A 23,237-nucleotide genomic window follows, 5' to 3' on the forward strand; every position below is an offset into this window, starting at 1 on the left:
CTTATTTTTATTAGATGACAATTCTGATTTTTCAATTGCGTTATATGAAATTCTTGTAAATAGACACGAAAAAAATCCAAATTCGCTAAACTCAGTACAACTGAATTTATTTTTGTGTATGCATTTGGAAAATGCTGGGCAAGCGGATAGTATTTTAACTTTTTTACAAGAATGGTTTCCTAAACAGAAAAGACAAGTAATAAAATCACTGAGTGAAATTGGAGCGACTAAATCTGCCGAAATTATAGAGCAAGCGATTGCATTACTTCCAGAAAATGATAGTTGGTTTTTTGAAAGTTCTGACGAAAATTCGGAAAGATTAATGATGGAATTTGACAGCGAATTTTCGAGTTACCCAGACGGACCAAAGAAAGACTTATATCGTGAATATGCAGAAAAAAACAGAAACGAACTATAAAAAAGCCTATCTACAAGACTATATATAGCAAATTGGGCGATTAGTGTTTAATCCAAAGGTTCTTGTCTATTTGCAAAGTCGCCAAATCTTTTGATTTGGTATCAAAAGAGAAAAATTAAAACAAAATACAAAATATTTGGCTTGTGGCTAAACCGAGAATAATTGCTTGTCTTCTGCCCAACTTACCATATATTTAACGTTGCCAGTAATTTGACCAAAATTGAGAAATGATTGAACTGATTTTTATTTTTATAGTGATTGAAATCCTTTTCTTAATACCTTCATTCTTTTTGTATAGAAAATTTTTGAAAAGAAAATCTGGAATTAAGAACTTAAAAATTTACTCTTTTTTGGCAACACTTTTAATGCCAATAATATGGACAGCATTGTTTATTGGAATCTGTTACGGAATAATAAATCCAATATTGAGGTCGAAAGATTTTAATTCAAAAGATTGGATTGAAAATACCAACTCAAGATACAGAATGATTAATGACTTGAAAGAAAACGTGCTAATCGGAAAAAATAAAACAGAAGTGCTTAAAATTTTGGGCCAAAATGATGGAGAATGTGGATATAAAACAAGTCCGAATACAATTTGTTACCTTGTACCTGAACCTGATAATATTGGAGTTTTAGACCATTATGAATTAGTCATTGTATTTGACAAGTTTGGAAAAGTTGAGAATGTATCTTCAGAATTGATTTAAAAGCGGAATAAATATCAAAAAGGAATAAAAACTACTGGCAACAAAGAACTGAGGTAAAAAACAAGGGGCATTTATGGCTTAACCGAAAGTCTGAGCTTATTTTCAAAGTCGGCTAAATATAAAATTTGGCGTTTATAGAACAAAAGATAAAAGCAAAATATTTATATTTAGCTAAGTAATAAACCGAAACAAAAGTACTTATCACTTGCCCTAAATTTCTTATACGAGACGTTGGCAACAAAATAGTGCTAAAATTGAACTTTTCAACTAAAATAGTCAACGCCCGACAGCGGAATAGAGATTCTGAAAATTTTATTATCTTTGTAGCGGAATTTTATGAAAAACGGAACGCACATATTATTACTTTTTTTAATGTTGTTGGTCATTCCGACCAGTTCAGTTTTTGCGTGCGGAAAATCCTCTGAAAAGGAAAAGACAGAAAAAACTTCTTGCTCAAAAGAAGATAATCAAACCGAAAAAAAATCGTGTTGTGATAATCAAGAAAATGACGATGATGGTTGTGGTGGAGCTTGTGATAATACATCTTGTCATTGTCCAAGTTCGGTAAATTCAACAGTATCATTTAAAGATGTCCTATTAGAATTAAATAATAATTTTAAACTTTTGGCTAATGAATGGACTTACGTTCAGAATAAGCCAAAAGCAGTATATTTTTCCATTTGGCAACCGCCAAAAATAAGCTAAAATCTTTTTTTGACAGCCACAGGTCTGTCTTTTTGAAAACAAGCCTACGGCTTGTATTCTTTAGCTTTTACAACAATTTTAAATTTAAAAAAATGAAATCATTAAAATATTTAATGATGGCACTTTTGGTGCTATCAATTACAGCGTGTAACGCTCAATTAAAAAATCAAAATACAGAAACCGTTAAAATCTACGGAAACTGTGGAATGTGCAAAAGCACAATCGAAAAAGCTGGTAATATCAAAAAACAATCCGTTGTGGATTGGAACAAAGAAACCAAAATAGCGACCATTTTATACGACAGCTTAAAAACTTCGAAAGATGAAATCCTAAAACGAATTGCTCTCGCAGGTTACGATAGCGATAGCTTTTTAGCACCAGACGACACGTATTCAAATTTGCCGAATTGTTGCCAATACGAAAGAGCAAAAGAAGTTTCGTCAACTATGGTTATGTCTACAAACAACCATTCGCAACATTCAAACGAAATGACCGAAATGCAAGACGAAAATCCGCTTTCAGCAGTTTTTGACAATTATTTTGCTCTTAAAAATTCGTTGGTAAAAACTGATGGAACTACAGCTTCAACAAGTGCCAAAAATCTTTCGACTGCATTAAACGAAGTGAAAATGGCAAATCTTTCGAATGAAGTTCATATGGTTTGGATGAAAATTTTGGATAATTTAAAAACTGATACTCAAAAAATTTCGGACACAAAAGAAACAAGTCAGCAAAGGCAATATTTCAATTCACTCTCAAAAAAAATGTATGATGTGATAAAAATATCAAAACAAGAAACACCAACCTATTATCAATTTTGCCCAATGGCAAACGATGGCAAAGGTGCAAACTGGTTGAGCAAAGAAGAAACTATAAAAAATCCTTACTATGGATCGAAAATGTTGAGTTGTGGCAAAACTGTAGAAACAATTAACAAATAAAAATATCAACTATGGAAAATTCAGAAACACATAAAAAGAACAATAAATACACAACATTTTTTCTAATGTTAGGATGCTCTTTTGTAGCAATGTACATCACAATGTATTTAAACACCTATGCAATAGACCACGTATATTTTAGTCTCACAAGATTTTATATGTCGTGTTTGGGCATTTCAACAATGGCAGTAATTATGTGGTTTTTTATGCGGAATATGTATAAAAACAAGAAAAAAAATATCGCAATACTGTTAGGCAGTCTTGTACTTTTTAGCTCTGCCCTATTTCTTGTCCGCATTCAAAAACCAATCGTTGGCGATATTTTGTGGATGGAGGCAATGATACCGCATCACTCGATTGCAATTTTAACAAGCGAGCGAGCAGATATTAAAGACCCAGAAGTAAAAAAACTGGCAGAAGATATTATAGAGGCTCAAAGAAAAGAAATCGAGGAAATGAAAGCAATGATAAAAAGATTAGAAAATGAAAAATAACAGATTTATTATTATCATTTTACTATTGTTCATTGCAAGTAAAGTTTCGGCTCAAAATATTGTAAAATATGAATTAACGGTTACGGACACTATTGTCAACTATTCGGGAAAAGAGAAAAGAGCGATTGCGGTAAACGGACAAATACCGATGCCAACTTTAACTTTTACAGAAGGCGACATTGCGGAAATTATAGTTCACAATAAGTTAAAGGAAAGTACATCTTTGCATTGGCACGGACTTTTTCTTCCCAACAAGGAAGATGGCGTTCCTTATTTAACCCAAATGCCGATTGAACCCAATGAAACTTTTACGTATAGTTTTCCAATTATTCAAAACGGAACACATTGGTATCACAGCCATAGCGGTTTACAAGAGCAAATAGGAATGTATGGCTCGTTAGTTTTATTGAAGAAAAAGGATGACCCAACTTTTAGAAAAGGCATTGATGATTTACCAGCAGTTCCAATTATTTTAAGTGAATGGACAGACATAAAACCTGAAAACGTACACCGAATGTTAGCAAATGCAAATGATTGGGCAGGCATCAAAAAAGGAACGACACAAAGTTATTCAGATGCCATAAAAGCAGGTCATTTTAAAACCAAGTTAGAGAACGAATGGAAACGAATGTTAGCAATGGACGTAAGTGATGTGTACTACGACAAGTTTTTAATCAATGGTAAAAATGAAAGTCAACTTTCTCAATTTAAAGCAGGCGACAAAGTGCGTTTGAGAGTTTCAAACGGAGGAGCATCGTCCTACTTTTGGCTGAATTACGCAGGTGGAAAAATGACTGTAGTAGCTAACGATGGTAACGATGTTGAACCCATTGAAGTCGATAGATTGATTATTGGCGTTTCAGAAACGTATGACGTTGTAGTTACAATTCCGAACGAAGATATTGCTTATGAATTTTTGGCAACACCAGAAGACCGTACAGGTTCAGCTTCAATATATTTAGGGAATGGTAAAATTCAGCTAAAAAGCAGAATGCCAAAACTGAACTATTTTGAGGGAATGAAAATGATGAACGATATGATGAATATGGACGGAACTATGGATGATATGGGAATGGATATGTCGTATCAGCAAATGGATATGAATACGGTTATGTATCCCGAAATTTCGGGTAATCCTAAAATGAAAATGGATGACGAAATGGATATGGACGATAAAATGGACCATTCAAATCATTCAATGAATGCAAACCAAGATATTGTAACCTTGAATTATGGAATGTTGAAAGCACCACAGCCCACAACATTGCAAAAAGATGCACCAGTTAGAGAATTACGTTTTGAACTAACAGGAAATATGAACCGCTACGTTTGGAGTATGGATAACAAAGTACTTTCCGAAGTTGATAAAATCCTCATTAAAAAAGGCGAAAATGTTCGGATAACGCTTTATAACAATTCGATGATGCGACATCCAATGCATCTTCACGGACACGATTTTAGAGTTTTGAACGGACAAGGAGAATATGCACCAATGATGAATGTTATCGACATTATGCCAATGGAAACCGACACGATAGAATTTGAGGCAAATATGGATGGCGATTGGTTTTTTCATTGCCACATTTTGTATCATATGATGGCTGGAATGAACCGAGTATTTTCGTATGAAAATTCTAAACCTAATCCGTATTTACCAAATAAAGAATGGGCTTACAAAAAATTGCAATCTGAAAGCAACAAGTTTCATTTTATGGCGGAAAATGACTTCGCGACAAACGGAAACGATGGAATGGTAATGTTGCAAAACACACGTTGGAGTTTTGGAACAGAATGGCGTTTGGGCTATCACGATGAACACGGTTACGAAACGGAAACGCATATTGGAAGATACATTGGCAAAAACCAATGGTTTATTCCATTTGTAGGTTTTGATTGGCGTTACCGAGAACAAAATGGCGAAGTGGAAAAGAACATTTTCGGACAGACTAATACCAAAGACCAAAGAGCAGTTTTGAGTTTGGGAGCAGAATATACTTTGCCAATGCTCGTGAAATTACAAGGCGAAATTTTTACAGACGGAAATGTACGGTTTCAGTTGATGCGAGAGGACATTCCTATTTCGTCAAGATTGAGATGGGCATTTATGGTAAATACCGACAAGGAATATATGACTGGTTTTAAATATATCGTTACTCGTCATTTAGGAATATCATCACATTATGACAGCGATATGGGAATTGGATTTGGAGCAACATTAAACTATTAGCACAGAAAATGCCAACGCTCACATTCAACTGAATTAAACATCTGAAAACAAGCAGAACGCCTAAAGCACAATGCCAAACAAATGTATATAAAAAATAGGGCGATTTTAGCTTAATTCAATGGTATTTTTGTGTTTGCTATGTCGCCATATTTTTAATTTTGTATTATTAGAACTTAAAAGTTAAAAAAAGAAAAATTAAAAATATGGCTTGTGACTCAACCGAATGGATAAAGCTTATTTTCTGCCCTACTTTTCATATACGTAGACGTTACCCACATGCTAAAAAAATCCGAACACTTAAGAAAAATCCCGTATGAAAAGCCCAAAGCACATTTTAGCACATTTGTTTTTTCACCGGGCAAAAGCCAACGTCTAAAAAACAAAAGACCTAAAATCCTCCCTCGCGCGCAATCCGTCATATCAACATTATTTAGTTAGAATAGAAACATCGGTAAATAAGGCTGTTATTTTTCCAATCGCAATTAAGAAAAACCAACAACTCTTTTGCACACCAGTTGCAACCAAGAATTTGTATATTTGTCAAACTATATGAAAATAATTGTTTCCATGTCAATGTCATTTCTGTTCCTTTTTCAAGGAATGGCTGCCAATATGGAAGTTTGCGAGCAGATTGAAGAAATATCACATTTTATTGCTCATTTTCAAGACCATAAACAAAACGAAGGATATTCTTTTTTTGAATATGTTTATGAAGATTATATAAATGATGACGGAAAACCTGACAACCATCATCAAGAGTCCGACCACGAAGATGCCCCCTTACATACTAGCCATCAATGTTGTCAACATTTTGTATTCTTCGCACCATTTCAGCCAACATTAATTAATGATGGTTCTTCTGAAGAACAAAATCAAATCAATTCTTATACATTCAACATCAATTCCAGATATCTGGAATCTCTTTTCCAACCTCCAAAAGTTTAATGAATATCTGCAGTTGTAGATATCTTATAAATTAAAGCTACTTACATAATAGTTTGATAGTTACAACCTATTTATAAATTCATTAATACTTCTTTATGCTTAATAATATTATTAGGTATTCCATAACTCATAAGTTGGTTATTGGTTTACTCACTTTAGCCTTGATTATCACGGGTGTATATTCTCTCCAACAGCTTCCTGTGGATGCCGTTCCCGATATTACCAATAATCAAGTACAGGTCATTACGACCTCGCCAACCCTTGCCGCCCAAGAGGTTGAACGTTTAATTACCTTTCCCATTGAACTCACCATGGCGACAATTCCACAAATCGATGAAATCCGTTCGTTTTCACGTTTCGGTTTATCCGTGGTTACTATTGTATTCGAGGAAAATGTTGATGTGTATTGGGCGCGACAACAAGTAAATGAACGTCTTGCAGATGCCCAAGCCCAAATTCCTGAAGGTATCGGCAAACCAGGAATCGCGCCATTGACTACAGGACTTGGCGAAATTTACCAATATGTCATTACAACAAAACCCAGCTATGAGGATAAATTTACGGCTACAGACCTTCGAACAATTCAAGATTGGGTTATTAAACGCCAACTATTAGGAACGAAGGGCGTCGCGGACGTAAGTAGTTTTGGCGGCTATCTCAAACAATACGAAATAGCCGTCCGTCCAGAACGATTGAACGGAATGGGTGTTTCCATTTCTGACCTTTTCGATGCACTAGAAAATAACAATCAAAATACTGGCGGTGCATACATTGAAAAAAATGATAAGGCATTATTCATTAGAAGTGAAGGTCTTGTTGGTTCCATTGAGGACATTAATAATATACTTGTAAAAAAGACCGACACCGGAAATCTAATTTTAATAAGGGATGTTGCAACGGTTCAAACAGGAAAGGCAATTCGCTATGGTGCAACGACTCGAAATGGAGAAGGCGAAGTGGTAAGTGCGATAGTAATGATGTTGAAGGGCGCAAACTCTGCAAAGGTAATTAAGGATGTAAAAGATAGAATTGAAACTATAAAAAAAACATTGCCTGAAGGTGTGGTGATTGAGCCATTTTTGGATAGAACTAAATTGGTGGATAATGCCATAGCCACAGTTACCACCAATCTTATTGAAGGTGCGCTAATTGTTATATTTATATTGCTTTTATTATTGGGGAATTGGCGTGCAGGTCTTATAACGGCTTCCGTGATTCCACTTGCCTTGTTGTTTGCTTTTAGTATGATGCATTTGTTTGGGGTTTCTGCAAACCTTATGAGTATGGGAGCAATCGACTTTGGTTTGATTGTAGATGGTGCCGTCATTATTGTGGAAGCGACCTTATTTCATTTGGGAGCATTAAAACTTTCCAGAAAATTGACCCAAGCTGAAATGGATGAAGAAGTTTATCAGTCCGCAAGTAAAATCAGAAATTCCGCAGCTTTTGGGGAAATCATCATCCTAATAGTGTATCTGCCAATTTTAGCATTGGTTGGCACGGAAGGGAAAATGTTTGGACCAATGGCTCAAACGGTAAGTTTTGCCATCTTGGGTGCTTTTCTATTATCGTTGACATACATTCCTATGATGTCGGCATTAGTGTTGAGTAAGAAAACGGAGCATAAACGGAATATTTCTGACAAGATGATGGACTTCTTTTACCGTATTTACGAGCCTATCATTCATTGGGCGATGCGGACAAGAGTATTTGTGGTTGGTGCTGCAGTTGCGCTTTTTGTTATTGCGTTTTTGGTATTCCAAAGTTTGGGTGGCGAATTTATCCCAACGCTAGAAGAAGGAGATTTTGCAGTGGAAACAAGGGTGATTACGGGAAGTTCACTTTCAAACACGATTAAAGCCACAACCAAGGCTGAAAAAATTCTATTGGATAATTTTCCAGAGGTGGAGCAGGTAGTGTCAAAAATTGGTTCAGGCGAAATTCCAACAGATCCCATGCCGATTGAAGCTGCCGATTTGATGATTATTCTTAAAGATAAATCAGATTGGGTTTCTGCTTTCAACAGGGAAGAATTGGCTAACAAAATGGCGGAATCTTTGGAAGTCATTCCTGGTGTGACCTTCGGTTTTCAACAACCAATCCAAATGCGTTTTAATGAACTTATGACTGGTGTGCGTCAAGATGTCGCCATTAAGATTTACGGAGAAGATTTAAACCAACTTTCCAATTATGCAAACAAAATCGGGAAATTGGCTGGAACTGTCGATGGCGCAGTCGATGTCTATGTAGAAGAAGTTACGGGTGTTCCACAGATTGTCATTAGCTATAATCGTGGGCAACTTGCTAAATATGGACTGGATATAAAATCGGTAAACAACACCATTCAAGCGGCATTTGCTGGAGCTTCAACAGGGTTGGTTTACGAAGGCGAAAAGCAGTTTGATTTAGTGGTTCGTTTGGAAACTAATAACCGTAAAGACCTCCATGATGTTCAGAATTTATACCTCAATGGTTCCAATGGTCAGCAGATTCCATTACAACAGGTTGCTACTGTTTCTATAAAAGATGGCCCTTATCAAATTCAACGGGATGATACACGACGACGCATTATTGTCGCTTTTAATGTTCGTAATCGTGATGTGGAAAGTGTTGTGGATGAAATAAGCACTAAAATCGATTCGCAAATCAATCTGGCACCAGGATATAACATTTCTTATGGTGGACAATTTGAAAATCTCGTGGAAGCTCGTGAACGTTTGGCAATTGCAGTGCCCTTGGCATTATTGCTCATTTTTATTCTGTTATACTTTACGTTTGGGTCAATCAAACAAGGTGTGCTTATTTTTACGGCAATTCCATTATCAGCAATTGGCGGTGTATTTGGACTTTGGCTTCGAGATATGCCATTTAGTATTTCCGCAGGAGTTGGGTTTATTGCATTATTTGGAGTAGCCGTATTAAATGGTATTGTATTGATTGCTGAATTTAACCGACTTAAAAAAGATGGTGTTTCTGATATTTTCCAACGTATTTATCAGGGAACAAAAACACGTTTACGTCCTGTAATCTTGACAGCTTCCGTAGCCTCTTTAGGGTTTTTACCAATGGCAATTTCCCAAACTTCAGGTGCTGAAGTACAACGTCCTTTAGCAACGGTCGTGATTGGTGGCTTGATTACTGCAACTTTTTTGACACTCGTAGTACTACCGATTCTCTATTATTATTCAGAAAAAAAATTAAAGATGAAACCTAATAAAACAGCAATTGTTTTGTTGATGGCATTTCTCGCAAGTGTCTATTCCATAAACGCACAGACAGCTTCTGAAGTAAAAGTCTATCAAAATATTCATGAAGTGATTGAAACAGCATTAAAGAACAATCCGAACATCAAAGTGTCACGTTTGCAGACGGCACAACAACAGGCATTGAAAGGCAGTAGTTTCGATTTGCCTAAAACCGATTTCGGTGTGGAATATGGCCAAACCAATAGCATTGCAGATAATGACACTCGTTTTAGCGTAAGCCAAAAGTTTGCGTTCCCTACACTTTATAGCAGCCAAAATAAATTGACCAACACCCAAATACAGGCAAGCGAACTGAACGAAGCTATTTTGAAAAATGAATTGATTGCCCAAGTAAAAGCTACCTATTACCAACTGTGGTATCTCAAGAGCAAACAAAAGGTACTACAAAAGCAGGATAGCATTTATGAACGATTTGCCTATGCCGCCAACTTACGTTACAAAACAGGAGAAAGCAATGCATTGGAGCAAGCGACAGCAAATGTAGAGTTGGCTGATATACAAATTATGATTTTGGAAAACGCTTCTGCCCTTAAAAATCATCAACTGCAGTTGCAGAATTTGATAAATACGGATAGTTTGGTAGATATCAATGTAGAAAATTTGGAAGTAAAAACTGCAATGTTATTTGGAATTAAGGATTCGACGGCAATTGCAAACAATCCAACACTTGCCTTTTACCAAAAGCAAATAGAACTTGCCGAAAATGAAAAATCTGTGGCTGTTTCCAAAATGTTACCCGATATCACATTGGGTTATTTCAATCAATCCTTTATCGGCAATGGCGAAACGGCAAACGGAACACCAACGGTTTTCGATTCTGGAGATAGGTTCACAGGTGTACAACTGGGTTTAAGTATCCCCATTTGGTTTAAGCCACATACGGCAGAAATAAAAGCAGCAAAAATCCATAAAATGGAGAATGAAGTGCAATTGGAAGCCGTAAAAAACAAAACCCAAACCCAACTCGAAACTTTATGGGAAACGCTTCAAACAGAGCAAATAAATCTGGAATCATACAAAAACAACGCTTTACCACAAGCGGAATTGCTCTTGAAAAATTCGCAACGTGGCTTTCAGGAAGGAGAAGTTGGATACATTGAATACATCCAAGGACTGAACAGGGCATTGACCATTCAAGTGAAATACTTGGATTTTGTAAACAAGTACAACCAAACACTAATTCAAATTGAACAACTCATCGCAAATAATCAATAAAATGAATAACATACACATAATAATAGTCTTTGTCGTCACTTTAATGGCAACAGGCTGCAAGGATAAAGCACAACCAATGGTTGAAGATGACCACCAAGGGGAAGAAAATCAAGTTGAATTGACAGATGCCCAAATGGCACAGACCAATATTGTCATTGGTAAAGTTGAAAAACGAAAAATAGGTCACGAAATCACGGTCAACGGGATGATTGATGTGCCACCACAAGGCAATATTTCAATTACAGTTCCCTATGGTGGATTTTTAAAGTATACCGAAATGCTTCCGGGTAGCCGAATCAAAAAAGGAGAGGTCATTGCAAGTGTCGAAAATCCAGAGTTTATAGAGTTCCAAAGAGAATATCTGGAGGCTTTGGCAAATAATGATTATTTAAAAGCAGATTTTGAACGTCAACAAACCTTGAATGATGAAAATGTTACATCATCTAAAATTTTTCAAAAAGCAAAAAGTATGTATTTGACCAATCAGGCAACTATTAAATCGCTTGAAAGCAAGCTGCGTTTAATAGGCCTCAATCCGTCAAGTGTAAAAAATGGGTCTATTTCCACCATTGTAAATGTCTATTCGCCCATTAATGGCGTGATTAGAGAGGTTTATATCAATACAGGTAAATATTTCAATCCGCAGGACGTACTTATGGATATTACCGATGCATCAGATTTACACGTAGAGCTTAAAGTTTACGAAGACGATATTCACTTACTTCGAAATGGGCAACGCATCCGTTTTAGATTGGCAAATGCACCTGAAGAATGGATGGAAGCCGAAGTATTCCTTATTGCTAATAATGTACGTGACGATAGGTCTATCACGATTCATGGTCATTTAAAAGAAAAAAATGAAGAGCTGTTGCCAGGAATGTTCGTGAACGCAGCCATTGAAGTGGAAGCGCAAGAGCAATATGCCATTCCAGAAGAAGCCATTGTAAGATTTGAAGCAAAACATTATATTTTTAAATCACTTGGAAAACGTAAAGAAGGAGAAAATACAATGAACGATTTTGAAATGCTCGAAATCACAAAAGGAAATGAGGAAGAAGGTTTTGTAGCATTTGATTTTGTAGATGAAACACAAGATATTACTTCTATGGAAATTATTTTAAAGGATGCCTTTACACTTTTGGCAAAAGCAAAAAATAGCGAAGAAGAAGGAGGAGGAGGACACGGACATTAATCAAGACTTATGAACGAGATAGAAAAATTATTTGCATCAAAAGATATTCGTATTACAGCAATGCGGTTATTAATTTATAAGTTTCTTGTACAAAAGGAAACAGCGGTAACATTGAGCGATATTGAAAATGCTTTTGAAAGGGCAGACAGAACAACTTTGTACCGAACTATTAAAACTTTTGAAGAAAAAGCAATCGTCCACCAAATAGACGACGGAACTGGAATTACTAAATATGCTCTATGCGAACAAGGTTGTAACTGTGAAATTGAAACTGATTTGCATCTGCATTTTCATTGTAATAATTGCAATGAAACTGTTTGCTTAACAGAGTATAAAATACCCCACATCAATATTCCTGAAGGTTATATGGCAGAGGATGTAAACCTTGTTGTTAAAGGAATATGCGAAAAATGTAGTGGCCATTAAATGCACTTTCATTGCATATTATTTATCAGTATTTTAGTTTCAATATAATAAAATATACAAACAATGATACATTTAATCAGTACAGAAAAAGACAATTTAATATCAGCAAAAATTAGTGATAAAATCCAAAAGAGTGATGTGGAAAAGATACATCCACTTATTCATAACATAATAGAGAAAGGTCAAAAGGTAGATTTCTATTTTGAAATGGAAGATTTTACTGGTTATACCTTAAAAGGTTTTTGGGAAGATATAAAAGTAGATAGCGCACACATTTCCGATTATGGGAAAATGGCTTTTGTTGGTGAAAAAAAATGGCAGGAGTTTGCAGCAAAATTCACTGACTTTTTTACAAGTTCAGAGGTAAGGTATTTTGATTTAAAAGATAAGGAACTGGCAAGAAACTGGATTATTTCTTAATGTCAAGTCTTAATATTTATATTCAATAAGCAAATGAAATTTAACACAACAATACCGAAGCACTTAAAAAAATTCTACAATAAAGAGTTGCTGTGCTATAAAAAAGCATTAAAAGAACAGGATTTTAGTACAGCTTGGTATCATTTAGAACGAAGCCATATTATAGGTCAATCCTATCCAATTGAGCATACCTATTCGCATTGGTTAATGTTACAGTTCGGATTGATGCAGAAAAACACTAAAGAAGTATTTGGACAATTATTGCGATTAGCTGTTGGTGGGTGGAAATCATTTATAAATTACGTTCCTGTTGGTAATACTGGTGGAGCAGATGTGCCACCTTTAAAACGTATGCCTATTCCAAATGACATTAAAGAAATATTTAAGTAAATGAAAAAAAAGAAAGTTAATTTAAGGGATTTAAAACCAGATTCAGAGACCAAACATGGTCACGACGATGGCCACAATCACAGCAATCCTGAAAAGCTCGGTGATTTCAGAACCTATTTACCAGCATTTTTCAGTTTTGTAATGATGATTATCGGTATAGCCGTCGATTTTTTTGATGCATTCCCTTATTTTAAAGGTTGGGTACGTATTGTATGGTACACAGTCGCATACCTTCCAGTTGGTTTTCCTGTAATAAAAGAAGGATGGAACAGCATCCTAAAAGGCGATTTCTTTACGGAATTTCTTTTGATGTCCATTGCTACCATCGGAGCATTCGCCATAGGCGAATATCCCGAAGGTGTGGCAGTAATGCTATTTTATGCGGTTGGAGAATTGTTCCAAAATGCTGCTGTCAATCGAGCAAAAAGTAACATTAAAGCCTTGCTCGATGTAAGCCCAAATAAGGCCTTGGTATATCGAAATAACGATTACGTGTCGGTAAATCCAGAAACGGTTGAAATTGGTGAGAAGGTACAAGTTCGTGTAGGCGAAAAAATTCCCCTCGATGGCGTCTTACTATCAGAAAAAGGTTCGTTCAATACAGCAGCTTTAACTGGAGAGAGCAAACCTGATACCATTTCTAAAGATGAAAAAGTATTTGCGGGAAGCATCAATTTGGATGGTGTTATTGAAATTGAAACCACCAAGGAATTCAAGGATAGTTCCATTGCGCGAATCCTCGATATGGTTCAGAATGCTACGGCACGTAAATCAAAAACCGAATTATTTATTAGAAAATTTGCAAGAATCTATACACCTATTGTGGTATTCTTGGCGATTGGATTAACATTTTTGCCATACTTATTTGTTGAAGAGTATGTATTTAGCGATTGGTTATATAGAGCATTGATATTCTTGGTAATTTCCTGTCCGTGTGCTTTGGTTATTTCTATTCCGTTGGGTTATTTTGGTGGATTGGGAGCAGCTTCAAAAAATGGAATCCTCTTTAAGGGAGCATCTTTTTTGGACGAAATGACAAAAGTTACCACAGTGGTAATGGACAAAACAGGAACCGTGACCAAAGGTGTTTTCAAAATTAAGGTTATAAAAGCCATTGGTTGGGATGAACCCGAATTTATGAAGTACCTGATGGCGATGGAAGAACAATCCACCCATCCCATTGCCAAGGCCATTATGGAATACAAAGCCGATGGCGAAGATTTTCAGGCAACCGACGTAAACGAAGTCGCAGGAAAAGGATTGAAGGGAACAGTAAATGGCAAAACGGTTTTGGTAGGAAACAAAGCCCTGATGACTTCAAATAATATCGAAGTTCCATCTGAAACCGACAACATTGTAGAATCTATTGTGATGGTTTCTATTGAAAACAAATTCGCTGGCTATATCATCATTGCAGACGAATTGAAAGAAGATGCCCACGAGGCTATCAAAAAAATACGTGAATCGGGAATTTCCAAAATCATAATGCTTTCAGGAGACAAGGATTCCATTACCCAACAAGTGGCAAAAGAAATGGGCGTTGATTGGGCAAAAGGCGGTCTGCTTCCAGAGGATAAATTGTTAGAAGTCGAAAAACTGATGGCGGAAACCGATAACAAAGTGGCCTTTATAGGCGATGGCATAAATGATGCACCAGTATTGGCGGCAAGTGATGTTGGTATTGCAATGGGCGGCTTAGGCAGCGATGTGGCTATTGAAACAGCAGATGTTATCATTCAAACAGACCAACCTTCCAAAATAGCAAGAGCCATAAAAATAGGTCGTTCCACGCGCCGAATCGTTTGGCAAAACATTGGTTTGGCCTTTGGTGTAAAAGCTGTGGTTTTGGTTTTGGGCGCAGGTGGTCTTGCAACAATGTGGGAAGCTGTTTTTGCTGATGTTGGCGTAGCTTTGTTGGCAATATTGAATGCTGTGAGGTTGCAGAAGATGAAATGGGATTGAGACAAATTGTGGAAAAATTCGATGCTAACTTGAACAATCGATAAACGAAACGCCAACTCTAGAAGCCATACACGTTCGCAGTCGCTACAGCCAATGCACCTCCAAAACGGCAAAAGAGTATGTCTTTGCCAACACACACATCCGAACCAAGATTGAAGAAGATAACCTGAAAAGCAGAACGCAGCAAGCCTGTGGGTAACAAAGATGTGTATAGTTCATAGAACCCTGCGGGATGCTACTACACAACATGCAAAACGTTGATTATTAATATTTATATTTTATTAAAAATAGAATGGAGCTCTAAGATGAGAAAACTCTCTAATCATTTTGGCGTCGACCTTTCAGGGGCAAAAGGTATATCTAGGTATATCTATAAAATAAGATTTATACCCTAATATGGTCATTCTTAGGTCCAGATATTTTTTTTAGAAACAAGATCTACAAAAGAAGTTCACTAGCTTCATCTAAAACTGAACTATCTAATTCTTTTAAATATGCTTGAGTAACCGCTAAATTTTGATGTCCCATAGATTCACTGATAATGTCCGTTGCGACTCCTATTTGCTTGAGGCAATTAGCAAAACTGTGTCGAGCTACATAGCTACTTATATTCTTGTCTATACCACAGATTTGTGCAATTTCTTTTAAATCTTTATTATAACGTTTTAAAGTTTTATCCTTTCTGTTTTCCAATTGAGTGGGAGTCAAGTCCTCTTTTAATAATATAGGAAATACATATTTTGTACCTAAAGAGTATTTAGCATAGAATTCAAGTATTTCTCGAACGGGAGGAAGTACTTTCACCATAAAGTTGCCTTTAGTTTTGGATCGGATATAATAAATTTTATCATCATTTATAGCTTTCCATTCCAATTTCATCATATCCGCGAAGTTCATCCCTCTGGTATAAAAGCTAAAAACAAAATAGTTTCGGCTATTGGTCAATAAAGGATACTTATTCAAGTCAAGATTTACAATATTCTTAACTTGCTCCATGTTTAGTGCTTTTTTTAAACCTTTACTTTTTAATTTTGATACTTTATAGCTCTTAAATGGATGATTAATGTCCTTAATAATACTGCGTTCAATAGCTTTATTATATAATGCTCTTAATGTGCGTTGTCTTATGCTGATTCCACCATCTGTTCCACCCCTAGATCTTAAGAAGACTTCATACTTTCTAAGGAATGTAGGCGTAATATTAGTAAATGTTAAATAATCAGATCCAAAAAAGTTCCTAATGGACCTTCTTGTTTCTCTATTTACTTTTGCATTTCCTGTTCTCCCTGCCAACATCATCTCTTCTATAATTTCGTTCCAGAAATAAAAAACATTTTGTTGAACTGGATTGGTTACTACTCTAAACCGATTTTCAAATTCATTGAGGTCAAAATATTCCTTTTCTATTTCTAGATCAGACAGTATCTTTAAAGCTTTATCTTTGAATTTAAGGAGTAGTCTATTGTTTTGTGTACTATTGGGTTTTTTATTTGTAAAACTTCCTGATGCTTCATTCCATTCATTGGGAAAGGCTCTGAATACAGTTTGAAAAAATTTTGATTTTCTGTTTTTTGATATCCTCAAAGCTATGGGGTAACTACCATCAGCTAGCTTTGTTTTTCTTAATACGGTTTTTACGGTTGCCATAAGCCCTTAATTAAATCTGTACAACATCTGTACAACAAATTGCCTATTAAAGGTATATTAAATGAAAATTACTACAAAATAAAAATACATGAAATATTGAAAATCAGTGTATAAGAAAATAAATGACGGCATATGAAAGTTAAATTACATTGCCTTCTAAGCAGGCGGTCGAAGGTTCGAATCCTTCTGCCATCACATCAAAAGTCTCTGAATTTTCAGAGACTTTTTTTGTTCCTATACATTCGTATGTCCCTTATTCATGAATACGTACTCCGTAGCTATAGAAAATTTACGTGTATTTCGTCGTAAATTAGGAAAATTATACAATCAGTTTACCGATTTATCTTATTTTTAGCTGTTCAGTAGTGGTGAGCGTTTGGTATTGGTATCTAAAAAAGTAGCATTTCTGTCATCTTTTTATATACATAGTTAATACAATTGCGTTATCCTTCTATAGTTAAACAGTACAAGCACCAGTAACCTATGGCTTTTCTAGCAAAACTTTTTATCAACGGAGAACAACGCAATGTTCTCAATGGCACTTATGTATACCATCAACTTCTTGATGCTAGGGGAAAGCCTAAAGCAAAGGTAGAAGGCGGACAATTAAACTTTGTGGTAGAGTCTACAGGAGATGATTCTTTGTTTCATTTATGGATGTTAGACGATTACCAAATGTATGATGGGTATATCCGTTTCTTTAAAAGAGATGGGTTGAGTAAATTGTTTGATTTTGAATTCGCCAATTGCTATTGTGTAGGATTGCGAGAGCAATTTAGCGCTACGGGTCATGATCCGCTTAAAATGGAACTGACAATTACTCCAGGCATACAACGTGTACGCGATGTAATTTTTGAGAAAGTTTGGAACCCTAGTAATCCTTTTGTGGAGGCTCCGGTGGTTAAAGAAGATTTAGAACCAAAAATTTTATCTTGTAGGTATACTGATTCTGAGGGTAATGTAGTGGAGGAACTATATGAAGATAAACTAATTCTTGAAATTAGAACTGAAAATTGTATAGGAAAACTAGTAGATATAGATTTATCTGATGATGATTATGACTTTAAGTATAATGGAGTACATCTGGATAATGACATCTTAGAAGATCTATTAATTACATCAGACCTCCAAAAAGTAGAATTAGAAATTTTCGAAGAAGAAGATTAATCCTCGTAAAAACGCAATAAATGGCAACGGTAAGATTAAAAGAAAACACAGATCAACAAGCAACAGCAGAGGCTCCAGGTGGAGGCAAAGGCGTTACAGAACTAATATTTTTTCCAAGTATTAATAAAGACTTAGACCCAGATACAGCAGATACTATACAACAAGTTTGGGCTTTGGAAGCACATAGGTTTGATTTATTTCTAGAAAAAACTAAAAGATATGATGATGCTGTTAAAGAATTATCGGATGCTCAAGCACAGCTGCCTAAAACAAAAGATACTGAAGGTAACGAAGTTGTCAATGCAAGTGACTTACAAAGTCTTAAAGTAGCTCAAGATAAACTAAGAGGGCTTATTTGTGAAGAAGAGGATAAGGAAGATATAGACCCAGTACCACAAGGGGGGTACAAATCTTTAATAGAAGGCATTGGTCTTGTTAGTAAGCGAACATATTATGCATCAATTCATGATTTACTTCAAGTAAATGATGAAAAACATAAAAGGAATCGATTTGAAAGTTTTAAGTTTCCTGCAAATTTATATGCGGAAGACTCTAATTTAGCAAAAAGCATGAAATTCCTTTTAGATGAAATAGAAACTGATAGTGATGACGGTTCAACTGATGAAAAACTTAAAAAGCAAAAAGAGGAGCAAGCTGCTGCTAATAAGGGGGAAGAAGATAAAAGCAGTAAATTAAAAGATGCTTTAAAAAAAGTTAAAACAGAGATTAATGAAGAATGGAACTTTGGTAAAGCAGATGGGCAAGTAAAACTTAATACTATTAAAAATTATATTCCCGATGCTACCGTACAAGCATTTTTGACAGAAGAAAATGCAACTTTGATTGACAATGCTGTAACTTTTTTTAATGAAACTGCTAATTTCAGCCACCAAGAAAAAGAACAAAAAAGGGATATAATAAAAGCATTACTCGAAAAAGAAGTTTTTGATCATTATGATTGGAATAAAACATTATTACTTATTAGAGAAATTTGGGCAAAAACAGATGAGGATTTTGTAAATGAAATTACCAAATTTAAATACAAAAAAATACCTTTAGAATTAGAAAAGAGAAAAGAATTAATAGAAGAGGTGTATGAACATCGATTACCAAATTTAATGTTTGATGCTAGCGGAGGTGCACAACTTATGCGCTATTCTGCTAATGCAGGTGGTGTTGCTAATTTTAATTTTACAGATGGTAAAGCATCTGCAAGTGTTTCTGCGGAGGCTAAATTTTCTTTAGCAGAAGCTGGTGTTCAAGCAAATTTGTATTTGCCAGACAATAATGGGATAGATTTAGAATTTAGTGTTGAAATAGAAACAGAGTGTTTTGATATTGAATTAAAAGATTCAAGCACCAATTCAAATACAGAGGCGGCTACTTTTGCGCACAATTCTTCCTTTATGAATTCGAGCGCAGCACTTGATGTTGCTACACAGTTGCAAAGTATTGTATTTTTAAAAAATTCAGAGAAAGATAAAGAGGTTTTTATTCAAGTAGTTGGCCAAACAGATACTACTGGAGATGATGACTATAATAAAAGAATGGGCTATCGCCGGGCCAATGCTACACATGCTTTTTTTACAAATAATACGGCACAGTGGAAAGAGTATTTTGAAGATGGTATTTGGGGAGACGAAGAACGAGACATGATTTATTTATCAGGCTACATGATGGAAAATTACCCTGCGGTGTTTAAGAAGCGCTTCCTACATATGCAGATGAATGATAATGATAAATTAAGAGACATTTTAATACGCGAATTAAAGCTAGCTGTAAAAAAATATAAATATCCCCATTCAAACATTATTTCTACAGAAATTAAATCTAAAGTTATTGATGGTCAAAATGCAAATAGTAAACCTTTAGATGGTGGAGTAATATCGGGCACACTTGCAAACTTGGCTTCTAAAGTTTCAGATAAACAGCTTATAGAAACTTATTTTAAACACACTAAAAACTTTATTTTTAGTGAAGTTCCTGGTATTAGTGAAAAAGATTTTAAAATATTTTATATAGATACTCTTGTAAATCCTATTTTAAGCGATGGAGAAGGTAACTTAAATGTTCAAAAAGAGGGTAGAGTGGTTGCTAATAGAACTGTAGGCTTAAATGTATATGAAAGTGTAAAGAAAAGAATACCTGAAGAAACAACTATAAAATTAGGACAGGGGCGTTTTCATGTAGAAGGTAGTGTGAGTGGTTTTGTTGGAGCTACCATTAATTTATCGGGTGGTTTTGAGGTTAACACTTATAAAGGAGTAGCACAATTAGTGGGTAAAAAAGAGAAAACAGAAGAAAAAGCTACAGCTTATGAGGGTAAATTATTAGCAGCTACCGAAAAAGGAAAAAATAATCCATCAGCAGATGTAAGCCTTTTTGGTGCTGATGCTGGTGGTAAGGCTTCTGCTTTTGCAGGAGCTAAAGCGGAAGCTTCTTTAAGTATAGCACTAGAATGGACAAACCCTGAAAAAATAACTAATGGTTGGGGTATTTTAGCTAGTGTAGGTGGTGCCGTAACAGGTACTGCGGGTGCTGGGCTAGAGGGTGAATTTAAAATAGGCTTTGATCAAGAAACTGGTACTTTTCAAATAAAAGTAAAAGCAAATGCCACTTGGGGTCTAGGTGGCGGTGGTGCAATGAGTTTTAGTGTTGGTATTGAGCAGTTATACGATTTTGTAGTATTGGTGTATCATAAACTAAAAGAAAACGATTTTAATATTCTTAAGGTTTTTGAAAATGCAATAGATAATTTTGGAGAACCTACTGAATCTCGTATTGATGTTTTTGAAGTATATACAGGATGGATACTAAAACTTTGGCAGCAAAAAGATTATTTTAAAGCTGCGGGAGCTTTAATGGGAAGCTCTGCAGTTTTTGGTTTTTCAATTTTACAAGATTTTAATGACTTTGTTGATGAATTTAAAAATTACGAAGAGAATAGAACTGAAACTGAATATATGGCTGCAAATGTTATAGCGAATGCGAATATGCTTACCTATGTACCGCCTAAAGTTAAAGGCCGTATGTTGTACCAATTGGCGGAATATAAATATAACCAAATTATTAGAAAAGACAGGCAAAAAGAAATTGATGTCATAGCTAATTTAGTTTCTGGTGATTTATATGCTGATTTTGAGGAGGCTGCGTTGATAATTATTGAGTCTATTACTCATGGGCGCGAATGGCAAGAAGCTATGGAGCATATGGCTGTTAAAGCCTTAGATGGCACATACCAAGTACATGATGAGACTACCAAAGGAACCTCTGGGCGCTTTATAGCTGTACAAGAAAGTAAACAGTTTTTGCAAAACGAATTATTAACAGATACTGATGATTGGAAACGTTTTGAAAACCATATAAAAACTATTAAAAATTTGGATAAAGCATGGGTAAAAGAATTTTAAAATTTCATAAACTATTATTACTTCTTTTTTTACTGGTTCAAAGTTGTAATTCACAAAAAAAAGCAACACCAGAACAGGAGCAAATTTTAGAAGATGCAAAAGCTAATTTTGTATTTGTAGAAGGAGGTACCTTTACAATGGGTAAAAATGGAGTTTCAATTGCTAGGGAACATCAAGTAACTTTAGATAGTTATTCGATAAGTAAGTACGAAACAACTTGGGAGGAATTTGATTTGTATCATATTATGAACGACTTAGAAATAATTAACCCACATCATCGAGGTAAAATAAAAGATTACGGACCTAAATATGCAGCAAAAAAAAACACATGGTTTTTAGCTAAAGCGTATTGTCAATGGTTAGGGGAACAACTTAATTTGCCTATAGATTTACCGACGGAGGCTCAATGGGAATATGCGGCACGTAGTCGTGGGCTAAATGTAGAACATGCCACGGATAGTGGAAAAATTGAAGGAAGTTTTACAGAGAAAAGAAACTATCCTGTTTATGATACTATTGTGGGGGCTTACCCACCGAACCCTTTAGGAATTTATGATATGTCTGGTGGTAGAGCAGAATGGACAAATGATTGGTTGGCGTTATATTCAAAAGAACCTGTTGTAAACCCTAGGTACGATACTATAGTTTCAGGAACTGAAAAAGTAGTTCGTGGTTTTCATAAACTAAGTAATTCTGTATATAGTAGATCAGGCTCTAGAGATCCTGAACAAGATGGCTTTGGCGGAGGCTTTCGTTGTGTATGTAATCAAAAAACCCCTATAAAGTAATGTGTGTAAAATTGTTTTTGTTCTTATTTTACATACTAGTTCAAAGTTGCAACTCACAAAAAAAAGCAACACCAGAACAGGAGCAAATTTTAGAAACTGCAAAAACTAATTTTGTGTTTGTAGAAGGAGGTACTTTTACAATGGGTAAAAATGGTGTTTCAATAGCTAGGGAGCATCAAGTAACTTTAGATAGTTATTCGATAAGTAAATATGAAACAACGTGGAAAGAGTTTGATTTATATTTTATATTAAATGGTAAAGAAATAATTAATTCACAATACAGGGGCCATTTACAAGATCATGGTCCAAATTATGCGGCCAAAAAAGCACATGGTTTTTAGCTAAAGCGTATTGTCAATGGTTAGGGGAACAACTTAGTTTGCCTATAGATTTACCGACGGAGGCCCAATGGGAGTATGCAGCACGTAGCCGTGGGTTAAATGTAGAGCATGCCACGGATAGTGGAAAAATTGAAGGAAGTTTTACAGAGAAAAGAAACTATCCTGTTTATGATACAATTGTGGGGGCTTACCCACCGAACCCTTTAGGAATTTATGATATGTCTGGAGGTAGACCTGAGTGGACCAATGATTGGTTGACGTTATATTCAAAAGAACCTGTTGTAAATCCTAGATTTGATAGCATAGTTTCTGGTACTGTAAAAGTAATTCGTGGTTTTCATAAATTAAGTAATTCTGTGTATATACGTAGCTCTAGAGAGCCTGAACAAGATGGCTTTGGCGGAGGCTTCCGGTGTGTTTGTAACCAGAAAAGACCTATAAAATAATGCGTTTAAAATTGTTTTTGCTTTTATTTTACGTACTGGTTCAAAGTTGTAATTCACAAAAAAAGGCAACACCAGAACAGGAGCAAATTTTAGAAGATGCAAAAGCTAATTTTGTATTTGTAGAAGG

At 35.4% G+C, this 23,237-nt stretch carries 19 protein-coding genes and 1 tRNA gene; 19 read left to right on the top strand and 1 reads right to left on the bottom strand.

What is annotated here, in order from left to right; all coding sequences use genetic code 11:
- The 13 genes from BLQ19_RS21370 to BLQ19_RS20075 form a co-directional block, all read left to right on the top strand.
- The coding region (locus BLQ19_RS21370) for a DMP19 family protein (RefSeq protein WP_074539532.1) at positions 1 to 418 on the top strand (418 nt) is incomplete at its 5' end.
- Between the two features lie 227 nt (positions 419 to 645).
- Positions 646 to 1,128 carry a hypothetical protein gene (locus BLQ19_RS20020; RefSeq protein WP_074539533.1) on the top strand — a complete coding sequence of 161 codons (483 nt, stop codon included), beginning with the start codon at positions 646 to 648 and terminating at the stop codon, positions 1,126 to 1,128.
- 336 nt (positions 1,129 to 1,464) lie between these two features.
- On the top strand, positions 1,465 to 1,833 hold the full coding sequence (locus tag BLQ19_RS20025; protein WP_074539534.1) for a hypothetical protein: 369 nt from the start codon (positions 1,465 to 1,467) through the stop codon (positions 1,831 to 1,833).
- Positions 1,834 to 1,925: 92 nt separating this feature from the next.
- On the top strand, positions 1,926 to 2,774 hold the full coding sequence (locus BLQ19_RS20030; RefSeq protein WP_074539535.1) for a DUF3347 domain-containing protein: 849 nt from the start codon (positions 1,926 to 1,928) through the stop codon (positions 2,772 to 2,774).
- Positions 2,775 to 2,785: 11 nt separating this feature from the next.
- Positions 2,786 to 3,268 (top strand): DUF305 domain-containing protein, encoded by a 483-nt coding sequence (locus tag BLQ19_RS20035; protein ID WP_074539536.1) that lies wholly within the window; start codon positions 2,786 to 2,788, stop codon positions 3,266 to 3,268.
- Positions 3,258 to 5,495 (top strand): multicopper oxidase family protein, encoded by a 2,238-nt coding sequence (locus BLQ19_RS20040; protein WP_074539537.1) that lies wholly within the window; start codon positions 3,258 to 3,260, stop codon positions 5,493 to 5,495. Before BLQ19_RS20035 ends, BLQ19_RS20040 begins: the two co-directional genes overlap by 11 nt.
- A 567-nt stretch (positions 5,496 to 6,062) precedes the next feature.
- Positions 6,063 to 6,440 carry a hypothetical protein gene (locus tag BLQ19_RS20045; protein WP_226990025.1) on the top strand — a complete coding sequence of 126 codons (378 nt, stop codon included), beginning with the start codon at positions 6,063 to 6,065 and terminating at the stop codon, positions 6,438 to 6,440.
- Positions 6,441 to 6,535: 95 nt separating this feature from the next.
- On the top strand, positions 6,536 to 10,921 hold the full coding sequence (locus BLQ19_RS20050; RefSeq protein WP_074539538.1) for a CusA/CzcA family heavy metal efflux RND transporter: 4,386 nt from the start codon (positions 6,536 to 6,538) through the stop codon (positions 10,919 to 10,921).
- Between the two features lies 1 nt (position 10,922).
- Entirely contained in the window at positions 10,923 to 12,113 is a 1,191-nt protein-coding gene (locus BLQ19_RS20055; RefSeq protein WP_139150300.1) for an efflux RND transporter periplasmic adaptor subunit, read from the top strand.
- Positions 12,114 to 12,122: 9 nt separating this feature from the next.
- The gene (locus tag BLQ19_RS20060) at positions 12,123 to 12,539 is read left to right on the top strand and encodes a Fur family transcriptional regulator (protein WP_025614742.1); all 417 of its coding nucleotides are present in this window, start codon (positions 12,123 to 12,125) and stop codon (positions 12,537 to 12,539) included.
- 63 nt (positions 12,540 to 12,602) lie between these two features.
- On the top strand, positions 12,603 to 12,959 hold the full coding sequence (locus tag BLQ19_RS20065) for a SpoIIAA family protein (RefSeq protein WP_074539540.1): 357 nt from the start codon (positions 12,603 to 12,605) through the stop codon (positions 12,957 to 12,959).
- A gap of 33 nt (positions 12,960 to 12,992) precedes the next feature.
- Positions 12,993 to 13,349 (top strand): DUF3703 domain-containing protein, encoded by a 357-nt coding sequence (locus BLQ19_RS20070; RefSeq protein ID WP_074539541.1) that lies wholly within the window; start codon positions 12,993 to 12,995, stop codon positions 13,347 to 13,349.
- Positions 13,350 to 15,311 (top strand): heavy metal translocating P-type ATPase, encoded by a 1,962-nt coding sequence (locus tag BLQ19_RS20075; RefSeq protein WP_074539542.1) that lies wholly within the window; start codon positions 13,350 to 13,352, stop codon positions 15,309 to 15,311. It begins immediately after the preceding gene.
- 438 nt (positions 15,312 to 15,749) lie between these two features.
- On the opposite strand, the gene BLQ19_RS20080 is transcribed toward BLQ19_RS20075, so the two are convergent.
- Positions 15,750 to 16,958, bottom strand: coding sequence for a site-specific integrase (locus BLQ19_RS20080; protein ID WP_074539543.1), 1,209 nt, complete (start codon positions 16,956 to 16,958; stop codon positions 15,750 to 15,752).
- Positions 16,959 to 17,082: 124 nt separating this feature from the next.
- On the opposite strand from BLQ19_RS20080, the gene BLQ19_RS20085 reads away from it, so the two are divergent.
- The 6 genes from BLQ19_RS20085 (at position 17,083) to BLQ19_RS21680 (ending at position 23,110) form a co-directional block, all read left to right on the top strand.
- Positions 17,083 to 17,153: transfer RNA gene (locus tag BLQ19_RS20085), tRNA-Arg, on the top strand.
- A gap of 288 nt (positions 17,154 to 17,441) precedes the next feature.
- The gene (tssD, locus tag BLQ19_RS20090; RefSeq protein WP_074539544.1) at positions 17,442 to 18,125 is read left to right on the top strand and encodes a type VI secretion system tube protein TssD; all 684 of its coding nucleotides are present in this window, start codon (positions 17,442 to 17,444) and stop codon (positions 18,123 to 18,125) included.
- A gap of 20 nt (positions 18,126 to 18,145) precedes the next feature.
- Positions 18,146 to 21,535, top strand: coding sequence for an OmpA family protein (locus BLQ19_RS20095; protein ID WP_074539545.1), 3,390 nt, complete (start codon positions 18,146 to 18,148; stop codon positions 21,533 to 21,535).
- Positions 21,517 to 22,323, top strand: coding sequence for a formylglycine-generating enzyme family protein (locus BLQ19_RS20100; RefSeq protein ID WP_074539546.1), 807 nt, complete (start codon positions 21,517 to 21,519; stop codon positions 22,321 to 22,323). The genes BLQ19_RS20095 and BLQ19_RS20100 overlap by 19 nt, the downstream gene beginning before the upstream one ends.
- On the top strand, positions 22,323 to 22,664 hold the full coding sequence (locus BLQ19_RS21675; protein WP_254788469.1) for an SUMF1/EgtB/PvdO family nonheme iron enzyme: 342 nt from the start codon (positions 22,323 to 22,325) through the stop codon (positions 22,662 to 22,664). The genes BLQ19_RS20100 and BLQ19_RS21675 overlap by 1 nt, the downstream gene beginning before the upstream one ends.
- Positions 22,665 to 22,702: 38 nt before the next feature.
- The gene (locus BLQ19_RS21680) at positions 22,703 to 23,110 is read left to right on the top strand and encodes a formylglycine-generating enzyme family protein (protein WP_254788478.1); all 408 of its coding nucleotides are present in this window, start codon (positions 22,703 to 22,705) and stop codon (positions 23,108 to 23,110) included.
- Positions 23,111 to 23,237 lie beyond the last annotated feature (127 nt).

The sequence above is a fragment of the Cellulophaga baltica genome (assembly GCF_900102165.1).
GTDB lineage: Bacteria > Bacteroidota > Bacteroidia > Flavobacteriales > Flavobacteriaceae > Cellulophaga > Cellulophaga baltica.